At 66.9% G+C, this 19,737-nt stretch carries 13 protein-coding genes; 6 read left to right on the top strand and 7 right to left on the bottom strand.

The window, feature by feature from the left end; translation table 11 throughout:
- Positions 1-155: 155 nt before the first annotated feature.
- Positions 156-755 (bottom strand): beta-1-3, beta-1-6-glucan biosynthesis protein, encoded by a 600-nt coding sequence (locus SR870_RS05430; protein ID WP_322518203.1) that lies wholly within the window; start codon positions 753-755, stop codon positions 156-158.
- A gap of 215 nt (positions 756-970) precedes the next feature.
- Here SR870_RS05430 and SR870_RS05435 point away from each other — a divergent pair, with 215 nt between their 5' ends.
- On the top strand, positions 971-2,647 hold the full coding sequence (locus SR870_RS05435) for a beta-(1-6) glucans synthase (RefSeq protein WP_322517004.1): 1,677 nt from the start codon (positions 971-973) through the stop codon (positions 2,645-2,647).
- Here the strand turns inward: SR870_RS05435 and SR870_RS05440 are convergent.
- Both SR870_RS05440 and SR870_RS05445 read right to left on the bottom strand, forming a co-directional pair.
- Complete coding sequence (locus SR870_RS05440) at positions 2,607-2,987, bottom strand: hypothetical protein (protein ID WP_322517005.1); 381 nt, start codon at positions 2,985-2,987, stop codon at positions 2,607-2,609. The genes SR870_RS05435 and SR870_RS05440 overlap by 41 nt on opposite strands.
- A 65-nt stretch (positions 2,988-3,052) precedes the next feature.
- Entirely contained in the window at positions 3,053-4,372 is a 1,320-nt protein-coding gene (locus SR870_RS05445) for an SPOR domain-containing protein (RefSeq protein WP_322517006.1), read from the bottom strand.
- Between the two features lie 169 nt (positions 4,373-4,541).
- Here SR870_RS05445 and glmU point away from each other — a divergent pair, with 169 nt between their 5' ends.
- The 3 genes from glmU (at position 4,542) to SR870_RS05460 (ending at position 8,856) form a co-directional block, all read left to right on the top strand.
- Positions 4,542-5,900 carry a bifunctional UDP-N-acetylglucosamine diphosphorylase/glucosamine-1-phosphate N-acetyltransferase GlmU gene (gene glmU, locus SR870_RS05450; protein WP_322517007.1) on the top strand — a complete coding sequence of 453 codons (1,359 nt, stop codon included), beginning with the start codon at positions 4,542-4,544 and terminating at the stop codon, positions 5,898-5,900.
- A gap of 141 nt (positions 5,901-6,041) precedes the next feature.
- Positions 6,042-7,868: a glutamine--fructose-6-phosphate transaminase (isomerizing) gene (gene glmS / locus SR870_RS05455; protein WP_322517008.1), complete on the top strand. Its 1,827-nt coding sequence runs from the start codon at positions 6,042-6,044 to the stop codon at positions 7,866-7,868.
- Positions 7,869-8,070: 202 nt separating this feature from the next.
- Complete coding sequence (locus tag SR870_RS05460; protein WP_322517009.1) at positions 8,071-8,856, top strand: DUF502 domain-containing protein; 786 nt, start codon at positions 8,071-8,073, stop codon at positions 8,854-8,856.
- Between the two features lie 98 nt (positions 8,857-8,954).
- Here the strand turns inward: SR870_RS05460 and recG are convergent, their stop codons facing one another.
- Positions 8,955-11,057: an ATP-dependent DNA helicase RecG gene (recG, locus tag SR870_RS05465; RefSeq protein WP_322517010.1), complete on the bottom strand. Its 2,103-nt coding sequence runs from the start codon at positions 11,055-11,057 to the stop codon at positions 8,955-8,957.
- A 155-nt stretch (positions 11,058-11,212) separates the two neighbouring features.
- Between recG and SR870_RS05470 the strand changes: the two genes are divergently transcribed.
- Together SR870_RS05470 and mfd are read left to right on the top strand one after the other, a co-directional pair.
- Positions 11,213-11,503, top strand: a complete 291-nt coding sequence (locus SR870_RS05470; protein WP_322517011.1) for a succinate dehydrogenase assembly factor 2 — start codon at positions 11,213-11,215, stop codon at positions 11,501-11,503.
- Entirely contained in the window at positions 11,500-15,018 is a 3,519-nt protein-coding gene (gene mfd / locus SR870_RS05475) for a transcription-repair coupling factor (RefSeq protein ID WP_322517012.1), read from the top strand. The genes SR870_RS05470 and mfd overlap by 4 nt, the downstream gene beginning before the upstream one ends.
- 21 nt (positions 15,019-15,039) lie before the next feature.
- Here mfd and SR870_RS05480 read toward each other — a convergent pair whose 3' ends face one another.
- The 3 genes from SR870_RS05480 to SR870_RS05490 all read right to left on the bottom strand — a co-directional run bounded on the left by SR870_RS05480 (position 15,040) and on the right by SR870_RS05490 (position 19,658).
- Positions 15,040-16,263, bottom strand: a complete 1,224-nt coding sequence (locus SR870_RS05480) for a GGDEF domain-containing protein (protein ID WP_322517013.1) — start codon at positions 16,261-16,263, stop codon at positions 15,040-15,042.
- A 64-nt stretch (positions 16,264-16,327) separates the two neighbouring features.
- Positions 16,328-17,845 carry a class I adenylate-forming enzyme family protein gene (locus SR870_RS05485; RefSeq protein WP_322517014.1) on the bottom strand — a complete coding sequence of 506 codons (1,518 nt, stop codon included), beginning with the start codon at positions 17,843-17,845 and terminating at the stop codon, positions 16,328-16,330.
- A gap of 4 nt (positions 17,846-17,849) precedes the next feature.
- Complete coding sequence (locus SR870_RS05490; protein WP_322517015.1) at positions 17,850-19,658, bottom strand: extracellular solute-binding protein; 1,809 nt, start codon at positions 19,656-19,658, stop codon at positions 17,850-17,852.
- Positions 19,659-19,737: the final 79 nt, after the last annotated feature.

Below are 19,737 nucleotides of genomic sequence, written 5' to 3' on the forward strand. Positions count from 1 at the left end.
GGTCAGCGGACCCGTCCCCGAGGTCCGACCAAGGCGGTAGCAATTCAAGCATAGCGCTCGGCCCCGTTGGCGATCAATTCATACGCCGCCGTGGCGATTTAAGGGCGGACACCCGCCAACCGCGAAAATTTCCGAACGTTCCGAACCGCGCCGGCTTATTTCGCCGGCGCGGGATTGGGAGCAGGATTCTGAGCAGGCGCCGGCGTCGCCGGAGCGGCGGGCTGCGGATTCGCCGCGGGCTTTCCTGCGGGTGCTGCCGGAGCCGCTGTCGCCGCCGCCGGCTGCGCGGTCGGATTGATCCAGCAGGCGTGGACGCGCCCGCTGAGGCCTTCCGGCACCTTCGGATCGATCGGACCGGAGCGGACCAGGCAGCGGAACGCGGCCTGGATGTGGCCGGTCGGGCAGCCGAATCGATCGTACAGGTCGAGATGGCGGAACGCGGTGTCGAGGTCGTCGCGCCACATCAGCACCACGACGCGGCGGCCGAGCCAGACGCATTCCGGATTGCCGGCGGGTCCGTTGATCGCCTGGGCGGCTTCGACGAATTCGTCGGTCTTGCGCTGGCTTTCCTTGAGGGCATCGACGGGCGCCTGCGCTGGCTGATTGGCGTTGGCCGCAGGCTTGTTGTTCTGATCCTGGGCGCGCAAATCGCCGCTCTGCGCGATCGCGCCGCCGATCCCGATCAGCAGGGCAAGTCCGGTCGCGGCCAGGCCGCGCCACAGCGCATTCCGGAACTCAAGGATTACTCGTCGCATAGCGTCCCCGATCTGTTGGCCGAGCCACGACGGCCTCGGTCCCCATCGCCCGATGCCGCCTGAATCCTCGCCGAACGAGGCGTGACCCTGCGCGATTCCCATGACGGACATTTCGGGATTTGTCCAGCAATGACAATCGACGGGCTGATACATGGCGGCGAATTCACGTAGCTTAACGTGCGTTCATTTCGGCGCGCCGGAGGTTGCGTCAGCTTATGCCCTTGGCAGATCGCCTGCGAGCGGGTAATCGACGGTCATTCTGGAGGACGGAACCCATTACTTTTCGCACGCCGCTGGCGCTTCTCCCGATTTCTCTCGGCATCATCTTCGGCGTCTGGTGGTGGATCGCCACGCCGGTCAATCTCGCGCGCGCGCCGATCGATCCGAACGCCAAGCTCGAATGCGTGTCGTATGCGCCGTTCCGCGGTGCGCAGACGCCGCTCGATCCGACGACGCAGATCGGCGCCGATCAGATCGAGCAGGACCTGACGCAACTCGCCAAGATATCGAAGTGCGTGCGGACCTATTCGGTCGACAACGGCCTCGTGCAATTGCCGGCGATCGCCGCCAAGGTCGGGCTTAAGGTGCTGCAAGGCATCTGGCTCGGCAACGAGCGCGCCAAGAACCTGGCGCAAATCGCCGTCGCCGTCGGGTTGGCCAAGGATTATCCTGACGTCATCACCGGGCTCGTCGTGGGCAACGAAGTCTTGCTGCGGGGCGAGATGACGGCGGGCGATCTCGCTGCGATGATTCGTCTGGTGAAGTCGCAGGTGAAGACGCCGGTCACCTATGCGGACGTCTGGGAATACTGGCTGCGCAATCGCGAGATTTACGAGGCTGTGGATTTCGTCACGATCCACATCCTGCCGTACTGGGAAGATCTGCCGATCCGTGCGCGCAATGCCGCGGCGCATGTCGACCAGATCCGCAAGCGCGTCGCGGTCGCATTCCCGGCCAAGGAAATCCTGATCGGCGAGACCGGCTGGCCGAGCGCCGGGCGGATGCGCGAGGGCGCGCTGCCGTCACGCACCAACCAGGCGCGGGTCGTGTCCGACATTCTCAGCCTCGCCAAGGCGGAGAACTTCCGGGTCAATCTCATCGAAGCCTACGACCAGCCATGGAAGCGCGATCTCGAGGGCACGGTGGGTGGTTATTGGGGGCTGATCGACGCCGACAAGCGCGAGCTGAAGTACCCGGCGGGCGTGCCGATCAGCAATTTCCCGCAGTGGAAGCTGTCGATGGCCGCGGGGATGGGGCTCAGCGTGGTGATCTTTGCGACCGCGATGCTGACGCTGCGCCGCAGACCCTGGTCGCCGCGGCTGGCCTCCTGGCTTGCCGTGGGCGTGTCGGCGACGGCGGGCGGCGTGCTGCTCGGCATCGCCGTCGACAAGATGCTGGTGGAGAGCTACGGCTGGGGCCGCTGGCTGCAATGGGGATTGCTGCTGGCGAGCGGCGTGCTGACGCCGATTCTGGCGGCGCATGCGCTGATGGTCGGCCGGGCGGTCCCGACCTTCCTCGAACTGTTCGGCCCGCTCGAACAGCGCAACCGATCGTTCCTGACCTATGCGCTTGGTTCGTCGGTCGTGGTGACCACGCTGATCGGCGCCCAGACCGCGCTCGGCTTCACCTTCGATCCGCGTTACCGCGATTTCCCGTTCGCGTCGTTGACGATGGCGGTGCTGCCGCTGTTCCTGATGATGCTGCTGAACCGGCCGCAGCAGGGCGTGCGGCCGATCGCCGAATCCGTGTTCGCCGGGGTGTTCGCGGTCTGCGCGTTCTACACGGTGTTCAACGAAGGGCCGAAGAACTGGCAGTCGCTTTGGACCTGCGCGGTGTATGCGATGCTGGCGCTCACGCTGTGGCGGGCGCGGGCCGTGCAAATCCCAAGATGAGCAGCCCGATCGCGATCCCCGACAGGGCGATGTTGTAGAGCACGATGCCGAAACCGGCGGCGACCAGACCCGCGGTCAGCAGCACGATCGACGGCCGGATGAAGTGCAGCACGGCGATCACCACAGCCGCGATTCCGAACACGGAATTGCGGAACAGGTAGGTCATCAGCAATCGCGTCTTGCACAACATCGATTGCAGGCCAGCGTCGCAGGCGAGCGCCACGGTCGAGAGTTCGATCGCGAGATAGCGCAGATACAGCGCATAGCCGACGGTGAGGAAGCCGACGATCAGGAGCCACTGCACCTGATACGGGGTGAGGCGGAACGGGTGTTTTTTCATGCTGCGATTATGCTGCGGTTTTCGGCTGCGAACAACCCGCCGCGTTGATGCGGCTCGGCCGGGCGTCAGCGGATGCCGAGAAAACCTGACAGCGACGCCGGCTTCGGCGCCGGCTGCGGCTCCGGTGGGGGCGGCGGCTCGGGCGCGGCGGTGACTTTCGGCGGGCGCTTGCGCGGCATCCGGGGCGGCGGAGCGGTCGAGATCAGCGGCAGGCGCTGGCCGTCGAACACCGAGGTTTCGCAGCCGCGGTCGGCGGCGCCGATCTTGGCGCAAAGCCCGGCCGCCGCCGCGGCGTCGTTGAACGGGCCGACGACCAATCGGAGCTGACCTCCGCTGGCGTTTTCTTTCACCATGACGATCGGCTGCATGTCCTTCAGCTCTTTGTGGGCCTTCGACATCCGGCGCCACAGGCTGCGCAGCCCCTCGAGCGAATTTGCTCCGCCCAGTTCGGCGCCGAATTCGGTGCGTGGCACCACGACCGGCGTCTCATCGGCTGAGTCGGCTTCCGGCTCGTCCTCCGGACCACCGCGCGCTGCGGACGGCCGGGGCTCCAGGAGTTTGCCCGCGGCGGAGTCCGGTGGCGCCAGCATCGACCGGGACGCGATCAACGGCGTCGCGGGCGAGACCGCCGCCAGGGCGATCCTGTCGATTCGCTTGGTGTCCGCTTCCTGGGCGGGTGTCGAGGCCGGAACAGCGGAGGGCGACCTGACGGCCGATGCCGGTGTGGCAGCTACGGGCGTCTGGAGCGGCGGCTCGGGCTGATCGACCTTGGGAGACGGGGAAACAGGTTCAGCGGCTGTCGCCGCGACGGCACGTTTGGGTGGAGAGGGGGCAGGCTGCACGACCGCGGCCGATGGCGGCACTGACGGGGTGGCCGGTGCGCTCGATTTGGAATCGACCGCCGCGATCTGCAGCGCTGGCGGCTCTTTGATCGGAATCTCGGGGAGCGCCGTCGCGGCTGCCTTGTCGTGACCCGCCGCCGGCTTGGCCGACGCCTGCACGCGCGCGATCGAGCCCGTCACCGATTCGAGACCCTGCTCGAGCGAGCCGAGCCGCGAGTACAGCCGGTCACGATCGCTGTTGAGCGTGTCGATCGCCGCGGCCAGCCGGCTGGCCTCGCTCTGGCTCTCCTTGGCGAGCCGCTGAATCTGCTGCGACTGCCGCACGAGATCCGCGGCGGCGACCTGGTCGCGCTTGCGTTCAGTGGCCGTCTGCGTCGCGAGAATCGCGATCACCAGGGCGCCGAGCGAGCCGGCCGCCCAGGATGCCAGTTTCCATTTGGCGCGCGTGTCGAGGTCTTCCTCGTCCGCCACGAAACGCGCCAGCCAGCCGCCCGACTCGTCGGTCGCGAAGCTGTCCGCCAGATCATCGCTGTTCCTCGCCATTCGAACGTCCGAAGCCCCCGCCGCCCAAGCGAATCACGTTGCTGACATTAGCAGGGAAATTCGCGCTCGCCGCCGTCGGCTGAGGCATCCTCGGTCTTCGAAGCTGTTTCCCCTTCGTCGCAAAACCCTTTAAGAGGGCTGCAAATCGGCAGCCTTCGGGATTATACGGATGACCACGACAGCCAGCCTGACAATCGTACTCGCCGCCGGCGAGGGGACGCGGATGCGATCGTCGCTGCCGAAAGTGCTCCACCCGGTGGCCGGCCGTCCGCTGCTCGCGCATGTGCTGGCCGCCGCGCCGAACGGCGATGGGGATCGACTGGCCGTAGTCATCGGCCCCGACCATCAGTCCGTCGCCGACGAGGCCAGGCGCGTCCGGCCCGAGGTGGAGACCTTTGTGCAGGCGGAGCGCCTCGGCACCGCGCATGCGGTGCTGGCGGCGAAGGAGGCGATCGCGCGCGGCGCCGACGATCTGCTGATCGCGTTCGGCGACACGCCGCTGATTTCGTCGGAGACTTTCGCCCGCCTGCGCGAGCCGCTGCGCAACGGTTCGGCGCTGGTGGTACTCGGCTTCCGCGCCGCGGACCCGACCGGCTACGGCCGGCTGGTGGTCGACGGCGATCAGTTGGCCGCGATCCGCGAGCAGGCCGACGCCAGCCCGGACGAACTGAAAATCACGCTGTGCAATGCCGGCGTGATGGCGATCGACGGCCGCATCGCGCTCGACGTCCTTGCGGAAATCGGCAACGTCAACGCCAAGGGCGAGTACTATCTGACCGACGCGGTCGGCATCGTGCGAAAGCGCGGCCTCGTCGCCAGCGTGATCGAGACCGGCGAAGACGAGGTCCGCGGCATCAACACCAAGGCGCAACTGGCCGAAGCCGAAGCGGTGATGCAGGCGCGGCTGCGCCAGGCTGCGATGACCGCGGGCGTGACGCTGATCTCGCCCGAGACGATTCATCTCGCCGCCGACACGACGTTCGGCAAGGACGTTACGATCGAGCCGTTCGTGGTGATCGGCCCCGGCGTCAGCATCGGCGACGGCGCGGTGGTTCATTCGTTCTCGCACATCGTCGAGACGTCGCTCGGCAAGAGGACGTCGGTCGGTCCCTATGCGCGGCTGCGGCCGGGCACCTCGCTCGGCGACGGCGCCAAGATCGGCAATTTCGTCGAGACCAAGGCGGCGCAGATCGACGCCGGCGCCAAGGTCAATCATCTCACTTATATCGGTGACGCGCATATCGGCGCTGGCGCCAATATCGGCGCCGGCACGATCACCTGCAACTATGACGGCTTCAACAAGCATCGCACCGAGATCGGCGCCGGCGCCTTCGTCGGCTCGAATTCGTCGCTGGTCGCGCCGGTCAAGATCGGTGCAGGCGCCTATATCGGTTCGGGATCGGTCATCACCAAAAGCGTGCCGGACGATGCACTCGCGGTCGAACGCAACGATCAGAGCGTGCGCGAGGGCTGGGCCAAGCGGTTCCGCGAAGCCAAAGCGCGGGGCAAGAAACCGAAGGCGGATTGATCATGGTGATGCGCTTGGTTAACGCCGCGTCGCTTAACCCTGTCGCAATCCGCAATAATTATTGACTACCTGTGCTTTTGCGCAACTCGCTACATATCGGGCGACGCCGGACGTCGCCGGCCTTCGGGGGTATCCAACCGCATGTGCGGCATCATCGGGATTCTGGGGCGCGGACCGGTTGCGGAGCAACTGGTCGACTCGCTGAAACGGCTCGAATATCGCGGCTATGATTCCGCCGGCGTCGCGACGTTGGAAGGAGCGCACCTCGAACGCCGCCGCGCCGAAGGCAAGCTGAGGAATCTCGAAGCCTGCTTGAAGAAGGAGCCGCTCGGCGGCCATTCCGGCATCGGCCATACCCGTTGGGCGACGCATGGCAAGCCGACGGTGGCGAACGCGCATCCGCACGCCGCCGACGGCGTCGCGGTGGTTCACAACGGCATCATCGAGAATTTCCGCGAGCTGCGCACCGAGCTCGAAGCCGGTGGCGCGACGTTTGCGAGCGAGACCGATACCGAAGTGGTCGCGCATCTGGTCAACGCGGCGATGCGCAAGGGCGCGTCGCCGGTCGAAGCCGTGAAGGCCGCGCTGCCGCGGCTGCGCGGCGCGTTCGCGCTGGCGTTCCTGTTCAAGGACCATGACGACCTGATGATCGGCGCGCGCAAGGGTTCGCCGCTGGCGATCGGCTATGGCGACGGCGAGATGTATCTCGGATCGGACGCGATCGCGCTGGCGCCGCTGACCGACGATATCAGCTATCTCGACGACGGCGACTGGGTGGTGCTGACCCGGAAGGGCGCGGAAGTTCATGACGCCAAGGGCGATATCGTCCAGCGCGGCGTCATGAAATCCGGCGCGTCGTCCTTCGTCGTCGACAAGGCGAACTACCGTCACTTCATGGCGAAGGAAATCCACGAACAGCCGGAAGTCGTCGGCCATACGCTGGCGCGCTATCTCGACATGGCGACCGAGCAGGTCTCGCTGCCGGCGAAGTTGCCGTTCGACTTCAAGGATATCCAGCGGATCTCGATCACCGCCTGCGGCACCGCGAACTACGCCGGCTATATCGGCAAATACTGGTTCGAGCGGTTCGCGCGGCTGCCGGTCGAGATCGATATCGCCTCCGAGTTCCGCTATCGCGAGGCGCCGCTGCGCAAGGGCGATCTGGCGATCTTCATCTCGCAGTCCGGCGAGACCGCCGACACGCTGGCGGCGCTGCGCTACGCCAAGGAGCAGGGGCTGCACACGCTGTCGGTCGTCAACGTGCCGACCTCGACGATCGCCCGTGACAGCGAAACGGTGATGCCGACGCTGGCCGGCCCGGAAATCGGCGTGGCCTCGACCAAGGCGTTCACCTGCCAGCTCACGGTGCTGGCGGCGCTGGCAGTGGCGGCGGGCCGGGCCCGCGGCGAATTGTCTGCGCAGGACGAAACCAAGCTGGTCCACGGCTTGATCGAATTGCCGCGGCTGATGGCGGCCGCGCTCGCGACCGAGCATCAGGTCGAACGGCTGGCGCGCGACATCGCCAAGTCGCAGGACGTCCTCTATCTCGGCCGCGGCACCAGCTATCCGCTGGCGCTCGAGGGTGCGCTGAAGCTCAAGGAAATCTCCTACATTCACGCCGAAGGTTACGCCGCCGGCGAGCTCAAGCATGGTCCGATCGCGCTGATCGACGAGAAAATGCCGGTGGTGGTGATCGCGCCGTATGATCGCGTGTTCGAAAAGACCGTGTCGAACATGCAGGAGGTCGCTGCCCGCGGCGGCCGGATCATCCTGATCACCGACGCCAAGGGCGCCGAGGAGGCGACGGTGGAGTCACTGGTGACCATCGTGATGCCGGACATGGCGGCGGCGTTCACGCCGCTGGTGTATGCGATCCCGGTGCAACTGCTCGCCTACCATACGGCCGTCGTGATGGGGACCGACGTCGACCAGCCGCGCAATCTGGCGAAGTCGGTGACCGTCGAATAGGCGTAGGCGGCCGTTCTATCCACACCCCGGCTGTTGTTGAGGTGACACTAAACCCCTATATCGGGGACGTGCGGCACGGGCGCTCGGCCCGGTCCGGGCGGAGCACTCCGATCGGGTCATACGGGCCGGTCATTGTCTGCTAGGCTGGACGAGCGCATCGTGGCTTTGCTGCGAATTTGGATGTTTTCGACCTGGAAGCCTGATGAACGATCAACCAAGCCTGGATCTCGGTGAGAACGTCCCGGACCCGCCGCGTGGGTTCATGGGCCGCGTTCGGAATTACTTCCTAACTGGTCTGGTGGTCGCAGGCCCGGTCGCGATCACCTTCTATCTGACCTGGTGGTTCGTGAACTGGGTCGACGGCTTTGTCCGTCCACTGGTGCCGCCGGATTACCGCCCCGAGACCTACCTGCCGTTCGCGATCCCGGGCTCGGGCCTGGTCGTGGCCTTCGTCGCGCTGACGCTGCTCGGCTTCCTCACCGCCAATCTGATCGGACGATCGCTGGTCGATCTCGGCGAGCGGCTGCTCGGCCGGATGCCGGTGGTGCGCGCGATCTATCGCGGCCTGAAGCAGGTGTTCGAGACGCTGTTCTCGGGCAACGGCTCCAGCCTGCGCAAGGTCGGCCTGGTGGAGTTTCCGTCGCCGGGGATGTGGTCGATCGTGCTGATCTCGCTGCCACCGAACAAGGAAGTCGCGACGCGGATTCCCAGCCAGGACGAGCACATCTCGGTGTTCCTGCCGTGCGCCCCGAACCCGACCACGGGCTTCTTCTTCTACGTGCCCAAGAGCAAGGTCATCAGTGTCGACATGAGCGCCGAAGAGGCGGCGACCCTGATCATGTCCGCGGGCGTGGTGCAGCCGGGCTCCGATCCGCAGCGCAAGATCGCGGCGCTCGCCGCCACCGCGCTGGCCGCCAAGAAGGCCGCCGGCGAGCCGGAATCGGCGTTCTCGCGACGCCGGATCAAGGCGCCCGACACGGTCGGGTGAGGACAGCCGTCCGGCGCGGCCGCAAAAGCACCGCAAAGATCGTCCGCTTTTGTCATTCCGGGGCGCGCGATAGCGCGAACCCGGAATGACGATGGCTACTAACCGGCGCCGAGCAGCGGGATCGCCTCGTCGCGTTCGTAGAGATACAGCAGGCAGCGCAGCGCTTCGCCCGATGAACCTTCCAGCTTCGGGTTGTCTTTGAGGATGCGCATCGCCTCGTCGCGCGCCTGGGTGACGAGTTGGCCGTGCACCTCGGAGCGCGCGATCCGGTAGCCGGGCAGGCCGCTCTGGCGGGTGCCGAGGACGTCGCCTTCTCCGCGCAGCTTGAGATCTTCCTCGGCGATGCGGAAGCCGTCGGCGGTCTCGCGGATCACCCGCAGCCGCGCCGCCGACATCTCGCCGAGCGGCTCGCGGTACAACAGCAGACAGGTCGAGGCCTCGCTGCCGCGGCCGATCCGGCCGCGCAATTGGTGCAGTTGCGCCAGCCCGAAGCGCTCGGCGTTCTCGATCACCATGATGCTGGCTTCGGGCACATCGACGCCGACCTCGACGACGGTGGTCGCCACCAGCACGCTGATTTCGCCGCCGGCGAATTGCGCCATCACGCGGTCCTTGTCGGCGCCCTTCATCCGGCCATGGACCAGGCCGACCTGATCGTCGCCGAAGCGTTGCCACAACGACTCGAAGCGCTGTTCGGCGTCGGTCAGTTTGACGTTTTCGGATTCCTCGACCAGCGGGCAGATCCAGTACACGCGCTTGCCGGCGGCGATGGCGCGACCGATGCCGTCGATCACTTCGGGCAGCCGGCTGTCGGTGAGTGCGCGGGTGTCGATCGGTTGCCGGCCGGCCGGCTTCTCGCGTAGTTCGGAGACGTCCATGTCGCCGAAATAGGTCAGTACCAGCGTGCGCGGAATCGGCGTGGCACTCAGCACCAGCACGTCGACGGCGTCGCCTTTCGAGGTCAGCGCCAGCCGCTCGCGGACGCCGAAACGGTGCTGCTCGTCGACCACGGCGAGCGCCAGCGATTTGTAGATCACGTCGTCCTGGATCAGCGCGTGGGTTCCGACCAGGAAGTCGATCTCGCCGCGTTCGAGCCGCGCCAGCAGTTCGCGGCGCTCCTTGCCTTTCTCGCGGCCGGTGAGGATCGCCACGCTCATCCCGGCGCGCTCGGCCAAAGGCGCGATGGTCTTGATGTGCTGGCGCGCGAGGATCTCGGTCGGCGCCATCAGCGCGGCCTGTTTGCCCGCCTCGGCCACGGCGGCGGCGGCCAGCAGCGCCACCACGGTCTTGCCGGAGCCGACGTCGCCCTGCAGCAGCCGCAGCATCCGCACCGGCTGGGTGAGATCCCCGGCGATTGCGGCCGCCGCTTCCTGCTGCGACGTCGTCAGCGCATAGGGCAGCGCGTCGATGATCTTGTGACGCAGCCTGCCGTCGCCGGCATTGCGCGCGCCGGCCGGCCGACGGAGCTGCGCGCGGACCAGCGCCAGCGCCAATTGGCCTGCGAGCAGTTCGTCATAAGCCAGCCGCGACCAGAACGGGCCGTCGGGCAGGATGTCGGTCGGCTCATTCGGAACATGGACGCGCTGCAGGGACTCCGCGAAGGGAGGAAAATTGCAGCGCCGCAGCACCTCGGGGCTGATCCATTCCGGCAGCGCCGGCAATTTGGTCAGCGCCTGCGCCACCGCGCGGCGCAGCGAACCGATCGCCAGCCCCTCGGTGAGCGGATACACCGGATCGATCTTCGGGAGTTTCGCGAAGCCTTCCTCGTCGACGACGCGGTCCGGATGCACGATCTGCAGCGTGCCGTCGTAGAGCTGCCCGGTGCCGGAGACGTAGCGCTTGGCTCCGACCGGTAGCAGCTTCTCGACGAATTCCGGCTTTGCCCGGAAGAACGTCAGGATCACGTCGCCGGTGCCGTCGCTGGCATACACCAGATACGGCGCGCGCGAGCGGCCGGGCGGCGGGGGCCGATGGCGATCGACGGTGACTTCGAGCGTCACCACGGTGCCGGGCTCGGCGTCGCGGATTTTGGGCCGGGAGCGTCGGTCGATGACGCTGACCGGCAGATGCAGCAGCAGATCGACCAGCCGCGGAGTGTCGTCGCGGTCGAGCAGATAACGGAACAGCTTGTCCTGCTTCGGACCGACGCCGGAGAGGCCGGTGACCGGCGCGAACAGGGGATTGAGCAGAGCAGGGCGCATCGAACCGGCTCGGTTGGGCGGACATTTGCGGCAGGCTTGAATGCATTTCGCGCCGATTGCAATGCGCCAGGGCGGGCTGACATCGGCTGCGCCGACCGCTATATCAACCCCGCCCGGCACGTCCGGGCTTTCCGCGTTTAGCAAGGTTTCCAACGATGACCGGTACGACACGATCGAGCGGTGGCCTCGACGACCGCCGCAAACGGCTCCTGTTCCGCTGCTGGCACCGCGGCACGCGCGAGATGGACCTGATTCTCGGTCAGTTCGCCGACGCCGAGATCGGGACGCTGAAGGACGCCGAACTGGACGAGCTGGAGCGGCTGATCGAGCTCAACGACCACGACCTGTACAACGCGGTGGCGGGCGCGGACACGCTGCCCGCCGAGTTCAAAAACGGGCTGTTCGACCGGATCAAGACCTACGGCCATCAGGGCGACCCGGCATGAAGGCGCCGTCACGATCGCCCGCGGAATTGCTGGCGCCCGGCCGCGCGCTGACCTTCGCCAATGTCGCCGAGGGCGCCGAGGGGCTGATCGTCTCCGATCTGGCGCGCGCGGTCGCGGCGAAGCCGAAGCCGCCGGCGGTCAGCCTCGCGGTGATCTGCCGCGACGGCCCGCGGATGCAGGCGCTCGCGCGCAGTCTGGAGTTCTTCGCGCCCGACGTCGCGGTGATGCAGTTCCCGGCGTGGGACTGCCAGCCCTATGACCGCGTCTCGCCGCATGCCGGCATTCTCGCGCAGCGCGTCACCGCGCTGGCGCGGCTGTCGCGTTTGGCGGGCTCCGACAAGCCGTTGATCGTGCTGACCACGGTCAATGCCGCGGTGCAGCGGGTGCCGGTGCGCGACGTGATCGCCGCGCAGGCGCTGTCGGTCGCGCCGGGCAATGTGGTGCCGATGGACTCGGTCGTCGCCTGGCTCGAGCACAATGGCTACAGCCGCGCCTCGACGGTGCGCGAGCCCGGCGAATACGCGGTGCGCGGCGGCATCCTCGATCTGTTTCCGGCCGGGCTGGAAATGCCGGTGCGGTTCGACTTCTTCGGCGACCAGCTCGAATCGATCCGCACCTTCGATGCCGAGACCCAGCGCACGCAGCATTCGATGCGCGGCCTCGATCTGGTGCCGGTGTCGGAATTCCAGCTCGTCACCGAAACCATCCGCCGCTTCCGGATGGGCTACGTCGCAGCCTTCGGCGCGCCGGATCGCGACGACCAGCTCTACACCGCGATCAGCGAAGGCCGCCGCCATCCCGGCATGGAGCACTGGCTGCCGCTGTTCCAGGAGCGGATGGACACGCTGTTCGACTATCTGCCCGGCGCGCCGGTGGCGATCGAGCCACAAAGCGAGGACGCCGTGCGCGAGCGCTTCGAGCAGATCGCCGATTACTACGAGGCGCGGCGCGAGGCGATGGACCAGCCGGGCTCGGGCGCGATCTACAAGCCGCTGCCGCCGGATCAGCTCTATCTCACCGACAAGGAATGGGCCGCGCGGCTGGAAGGCACGTCGCTGGCGCGGCTGACGCCGTTCGCCGTGCCCGACGATGCCGGTGGCTCGGTGATCGACGCCGGCGCGCGCGCCGGGCGCAGCTTCGCGCCGGAGCGCGCCGACACCAGCGTCAACGTCTTCGAGAAGCTGGTCGCCCATGTGCAGTCGCTGCAGGCGGCGCGCAAGAAGGTGGTGATCGCGCTGTGGAGCGAAGGCTCGCGCGACCGCATGGCGAGCATGCTGAAGGACCACAAGCTCGTCCATCTCACCAGCGTCAATTCCTGGCGCACGGTGCAGGCGACGCCGCGCAACGAGGCGATGCTGGCGGTGGTCGGCCTCGAATCCGGCTTCGAGACCGATGCGTTCGCGGTGATCACCGAACAGGACGTGCTCGGCGACCGCCTTGTGCGGCAGCGCAAGTCGGCCAAGAAGCTCGACAACTTCATCTCCGAGGTCACCAGTCTCGCCACCGGCGACATCGTCGTCCATGTCGAGCACGGCATCGGCCGCTTCATCGGGCTGCAGACGCTGGAGGTCGGCGGCGCGCCGCACGACTGCGTCGAACTGCATTACGCCAACGACACCAAGCTGTTTCTTCCCGTCGAGAACATCGAACTGCTGTCGCGCTACGGCTCCGACGGCACCACTGTCGAACTCGACAGGCTCGGCGGCTCGGGCTGGCAGGCGCGCAAGGCCAAGCTGAAGAACCGCATCCGCCAGATCGCCGGCGAACTGATCAAGGTCGCGGCCGAGCGGCATCTGCGCGAGGCGCCGAAGCTGCATGTCGAGCCGCATCTTTACGACGAATTCTGCGCGCGCTTCCCCTATGAGGAGACCGAGGATCAGCTCGCGGCGATCAATGCCGCACTCGGCGATCTCGAACGCGGCATGCCGATGGATCGCCTGGTCTGCGGCGACGTCGGCTTCGGCAAGACCGAAGTGGCGCTGCGCGCGGCCTTCGCGGTGGCGCTCGACGGCAAGCAGGTCGCCGTGGTGGTGCCGACCACGCTGCTGGCGCGGCAGCACGCCAAGACCTTCACCGAGCGCTTTCGCGGCTTTCCGGTGAATGTCGGCCAAGCGTCGCGGCTGGTGTCGCCGAAGGAACTGACGCAGGTCAAGAAGGGCCTGGCCGAAGGCCAGATCGACATCGTCGTCGGCACCCACGCGCTGCTCGGCAAGGCGATCAAGTTCAAGGATCTCGGCCTCGTCGTGGTCGACGAGGAACAGCATTTCGGCGTCACCCACAAGGAGAAGCTGAAGCAGTTGCGCGCCGAGGTCCACGTGCTGACGCTGAGCGCGACGCCGATCCCGCGCACGCTGCAACTCGCCATGACCGGCGTGCGCGACCTGTCGATCATCGCGTCGCCGCCGGTGGATCGGCTCGCGGTGCGCACCTTCGTCGCCCCGCACGATCCATTGATGATCCGCGAGGCGCTGCTGCGCGAGCGCTATCGCGGCGGACAGGCGTTCTACGTCGTGCCGCGGATCGACGACCTCGCCGAGGTCAAGGACTTCCTCGACAAGCACGTCCCAGAGATGAAAGTCGCGGTCGCCCACGGCCAGATGCCGCCGACGGTGATCGAGGACATCATGTCGGCGTTCTACGACGGCAAATACGACATCCTGCTGTCGACCACCATCGTCGAATCCGGCCTCGACATTCCGAACGCCAATACGCTGATCGTGCACCGCGCCGACATGTTCGGGCTGGCGCAATTGTATCAGCTCCGCGGCCGCGTCGGCCGCTCGAAACTGCGCGCCTACGCGCTGTTCACGCTGCCGCAGCACAACATCACCGCGCAGGCGGAGCGGCGGCTGAAGGTGCTGCAATCGCTGGAGACGCTCGGCGCCGGCTTTCAGCTCGCCTCACACGACCTCGACATCCGCGGCGCCGGCAATCTGCTGGGCGAAGAGCAGTCCGGCCACATCAAGGAAGTCGGCTTCGAGCTGTATCAGCAGATGCTGGAGGAGGCGATCACCAACCTCAAGGCCGGCGTCGTCGAGCCGGTCGCCGACCGTTGGTCGCCGCAGATCACCATCGGCATGCCGGTGCTGATCCCGGAAGACTTCGTCAACGATCTGTCGGTGCGGCTGTCGCTGTATCGAAGGCTCGCCGATCTCGACAGCGACGAGGAGATCGAGAACTTCGCCGCCGAGCTGCGCGACCGGTTCGGGCCGTTGCCGGACGAGGTGCGCTATCTGTTCAAGGTCGCGGCGATCAAGGCGTATTGCCGGCACGCCAATGTCGAGAAGGTCGATGCCGGCCCGAAGGGCGTGGTCATCACCTTCCGCGACAACGCGTTCGCGCATCCGGACCGGCTGGTGACCTTCATCAAGCGCCATGGCGACGCCGCCAAGGTTCGTCCGGATATGAAGGTGGTGTTCTTCCAGGTCTGGAAGACGCCGGAGGAGCGGCTCGCCGGCACCACCGATATCATGAAACAGCTCGCCGAACTGGCCGAAGCCAAGAAGGCGGCGTGAGCGTCGGCGACGGCGCGGCTGTCAGGAGGCCGCGCGTCTTGTGTCGAGCTTGGTCAGCCGCGACAGGATCGTGCGGGCGGAATCGTCCGGCATCAACGTCGAGAGCTGAACGTCGGGATCGATCCGGCCCTCGCGCCGGCTGGAATGCGAGGTTTGCTTCATCACCGCGGTGAGGCGCCGGGCGATCGCCTGCGCGCTGCGGAGATCGGCGTCTGCGAACACCACGAGGATGCTGCCGTCGGCTTGCAGGACGCCGAAATCCATTTTGCGCATCAGCCGGCTGACGATCCGCGCGGTGTCGAACAGGACGCGCTGGTCGGCCCGGTTGAACGTGAACTTCGCCACCGACAAGCCACCGCCGCGCGCCTGCGCGTGATAAACGGCGGTGGCGAAATCGCGTTCGAATGCGCTAGGTGTGAGCAGGCCGCTGCGTGGATCGATCAGGCCGCCGGCGTCCAGCGATCGTAGCGTGCGGCCGAGCCGCGCCTCGAAGGCGTGCTGGCGGACCAGCGGCAGCGCGTCGGCCACGATGCGCGCCGGATCGCCCTGGGCGAAATCGAGATTGGGCAGGTCGACGTGATGGTCGGGCGCAGGCACCGTGACCACCACCGGAAGATTGCGGAAGCGGGGGTCCTCGGCCAGCACGGTCAGGAACGCATCGACCACGCGGGGGCTGAACCCTTCGGCCAGGATGATGCCGTCGAGGTCGCGGGCATTGAGGTGCTTTGCCGCCGCTTCGATCGACAGCGCGCCGACCACGCCGACGCGTTCGCCGAGCGCCACCGACAATGCCGGATAGGCCGCGCCGCGACCGATCAGCAGCACGGTGGCATCCTGTATCGGATCGCTGTCGGGGGTGCGAGGCACGTCGCCATCGTCGATCAGGCGCCGCAGCGTGGTGGCGTGCAGGGTGCGGACGCGAAGCGCCGCGCGGAGCCGGGCCGCAAGGCGCGCGAAATCGCCACCCTCGAAGCCGATCGCATTGTCCGGCAGGACGCCACGTGGATCGAGGGCGATCAGCGGCACATAAGGTTGGATCGCTTCGATCTGCTTGGCCAATATTCCGAGCGAGGTGCCGGTCGCGCCGTTGGCGATCACCGCCGAAGGCTGCAGCCGCGCGACCGCGGCGCCGGCCTCGAGCCAGCCGGTCGTTACCGCGGGTGATAACCGGGCATCCGCGAGGGCCGACAGAATCGGCGAGGTGTCGTTGCCTGAAACGACGAGGATGGGCGCGTGATACGACATCTCTGAGAGCCGGTTCTTCGCTGTCGACAGCGTCCGACCCTAGTTCGTCACCCTTAATGCGAGGTCAATATTGACTCGCAGATTCTTCGCCGCGCGGTGGAGCATCGCGAAAGGCTTCGACCATCAAAGGGTTTAGGCCCAGTTCTGAAAGTGCTTCACGAGCCCGTGCATTGTCCTGGGCGCGGCCCGCGAGGCGATATCCGCTCCAGCGGTCGGGCAACGCCGTGAGCAAGGCGCCCTGGCCGAGCCGCTTCGCCCACTCCTGCAGGTCTTGCGCGAGGAATCGATAGCCGCCGACCGACATCACCCCGGACGGTGGTGCGGTGATACAGACCGCGCCGCTGGTGCGGTCGAGCCTGGCGGCGAACCCGGTGTCGACATGGTCGGGAGGCGGCGCCGACACCGGACTGCCGAGCGGCGGCAGCGGCGCGTAGGCGGCGAGCGTGACCATCGGCCCGCGTAGCCCGAGGGTGCCTTTCGGCGTGATCAGGATTTCGCCGGCCGCCGACGATCCGGCCTGGTTGTGCGGCGCGCTGTGCGGTCCCGGCATGATCACCGCGGGCATTCCATCCTCGACCCGCCGCGCGCCGAACAGGCCCGCCTCGCCGAACAGATAGATATCGGTGAAGGTCGCGGGCGCAGCGATCCAGGCCGGGCTCGCGGCAACCTGCTCCGGCGCGCGCCATAGACCGACGACATTGCGCAGCGTCGGCATTCCGGCCAGTCCGCTTTCGCCGAGCCGCAACGCCAGCGGCGCCGGCGCCACCAGCGTGTCGCAGCCGAGATCGCGGATCTGGGATTCCAGCACCGTTTCGTCGAACGGATGGTGCAGCGCCAGCGTTCCGCCGCTCAGAAGCCATGTCACCATCGACGAGGCGAGCCCGGCGAATGAGGACGGCGCTTGCGCCGACAGCAGCATCGCGCCTTGCGGCACGCGGCCTTCGAGGAAGATTGCGAGACCGCCAGCGATCATATGGAGATGGGTCCGCGGAATCGCCCGCACGCCGTCCGGCGTGGTGTCGAACGAAATGATCGCGGCGCGGCGCGCGTCCTGGGCCACCGGCTCGATTGCAGGGACGTGTTCGGCCATCGCGACGTCGAGCGACGCCATGCCTTCCGGCAGATCGTCGCCGAAGCCGCCGACATAGCGGATCGAGAACGCCTCGGCCGCGGCGTTCATCGCCAAATCGGCGTGGCTGACGCCGTCGATCCAGCGGGTCGAGACGATGGCGCGCGCCCCGGTACGGTTCAGCGCCGTGGTGATGTCGGCCTGCCGCCAGAGTTGCGGCAGCAGCGCGACGATCAGACCGGCCCGGTGTGCGGCCAGGATCGTCAGCGGAAATTCGATCGTATTCGGCATCTGCAGCGCGATCACCGAATTCGCCGGCAAGCCGGCCGCGGTGAAGTGGGCGGCGAGCGCCGAGATCGCCTTGTCGGCCTGCGCATAGGTGAGGCGGGAGGGAGCCTGTCCGGTGATGCGCGGTTTGTCGGCGGGATCGATCAGGGCGACCGCGTCGGGCTGTCGCGCCAGGATGCGGCGGAACAGTCCGTCGAGCGTCGGCGACGCGTTGGGCTGGCTCACATGATCACCTTTGTGTCGATGGCCTCGCCCACCAGGTCTCGGGCAGGTAGCCGGTCAGGGCATTCGCTTTCGGCCGTTCTATCCGATTCCATCGTGCGATCCATTGTTCCTGGATGTTGTAGAGCGGGATCACGTAGAAGCCCGAGGCGAGAACGCGGTCGAGCGCGCGCACGGCGTCGACGAATTCCGGGTGCTCCCGTGCGGCGATCATCGCCGCGATCATGGCGTCGACTGCCGGATCCTTCACGCCCATGTAGTTGCGGGTGCCGTTGGTATCGGCGGCTTCCGCGCCCCAATAGAAGTACTGCTCGTTGCCCGGCGACAGTGACTGGTCCCAACGGTTCGGGATCATGTCGAAATCGAACGAGATCCGCCGCTGGTCGAACTGCACCGCGTCGACCGTGCGGACCGACGCCTGAATGCCGACCCGTTTGACGTCGCGGGCGAAGGCCAGCGCGATGCGCTCCTGATCCCGTGTGGTCACCAGGATTTCGAAAGCGAGCGGCTGGTGGTCGTCGCGTCGGCGCATGATCGTGCCGTCGAGCTCGTAGCCGGCCTCCGCCAGCAGCGACAATGCGCGGCGCATCGCGACACGGTCGCGGCCGGAGGCGTCGCTGGCGGGGAGGCGGTAGCTGCCGTCGATGAAGTCGGGCCGCAGACGAGACAGATAAGGCTTCAGCAGCTTCAACTCGCCGGAATCGGCCGCGCGGGCATACGCGGAGAGTTCGGAGCCGGCGAAGAAGCCCGCCGCGCGCGTGTACAGATCGAAGAAGTAGTTGTGGTTGATCCAGGCGAAATCGAACAATTGCAGCAGCGCCTCACGGACGCGGATATCGGCGAATACCGGACGTCTGGTGTTGAACACCAGCACCTCGGTCGGCTGCGGCAAGCCGGTCCTGACGGCGTCGCGGATGACCGCGCCGTCGCGGGCGGCTGGGAAGTCGTAGCCGTCGTGCCAGCGCAGCGGCTCGGTCTCGACGCGATAGTCGTACAATCCCCGCTTGAAGGCCTCGAAGTGCGAATTCGCCTCTCGGAAATATTCGATCCGGATCTCGTCGAAGTTCCACAGCCCGCGATTGACCGGGAGATCGCGCCCCCAATAATCCGGGTTTCGCGTCAGGGTCACGCTGGCGCCGGCCTTCACCGCGCTGACGCGATACGGCCCCGATCCGATCGGCGGCGACAATGATGTCTCCTCGAAGGTCTCGGCATCGACGGCGTGTTTGGGAAAGATCGGCATCAGCCCGAGGATCAGCGGCAGTTCGCGATCCTGCACATCGCCGAAATCGAAGCGGATCGTGAGGGGATCAAGGGCCTTCGCGCGCGCCACCTTGGCGTAGTACTGCCGATGATTGGGGCGCCCCTTGTCGCGCAGCAATTGCCAGGAGAACAGCACGTCCTCGGCCAGCACCGGTTTGCCGTCGGAGAACCGCGCCCGCGGGTCGATCCGGAACGTGACGTAGCTGCGCGCGTCGTCGGTTTCCACCGATTGCGCCAGCAGCCCGTACAGGGTGAACGGTTCGTCGTTGCCGCGCGCCATCAGGCTCTCGACGACGTAGCCGCGTATCCGCTGCACCGCGATGCCCTTGACGATGAACGGATTGAGGCTGTCGAAGGTGCCGAGCAAACCTTCCACCAGCCGGCCACCTTTCGGCGCGTCGGGATTGGCATAGGGCATTGCCGTGAAGTCGGCGGGCAGGGCGGGGTCGCCGTGCATTGCGAGCGCATAGGACGGCTTCGCCGCCGACTCTGGTCCGGCCAGAGCCGACTGGCTGAACGAAACCACAAAGCCGATGACGGCGGCCCTCGCCATCACCCCTGCGAGCAGGCTTGCGCAGGGCGCGAATCGGCCATCTGATTCGGTGCTGTCCACCACGGCAATTTACCACAAG

It is taken from the genome of Rhodopseudomonas palustris, assembly GCF_034479375.1.
Lineage (GTDB): Bacteria > Pseudomonadota > Alphaproteobacteria > Rhizobiales > Xanthobacteraceae > Rhodopseudomonas > Rhodopseudomonas palustris_M.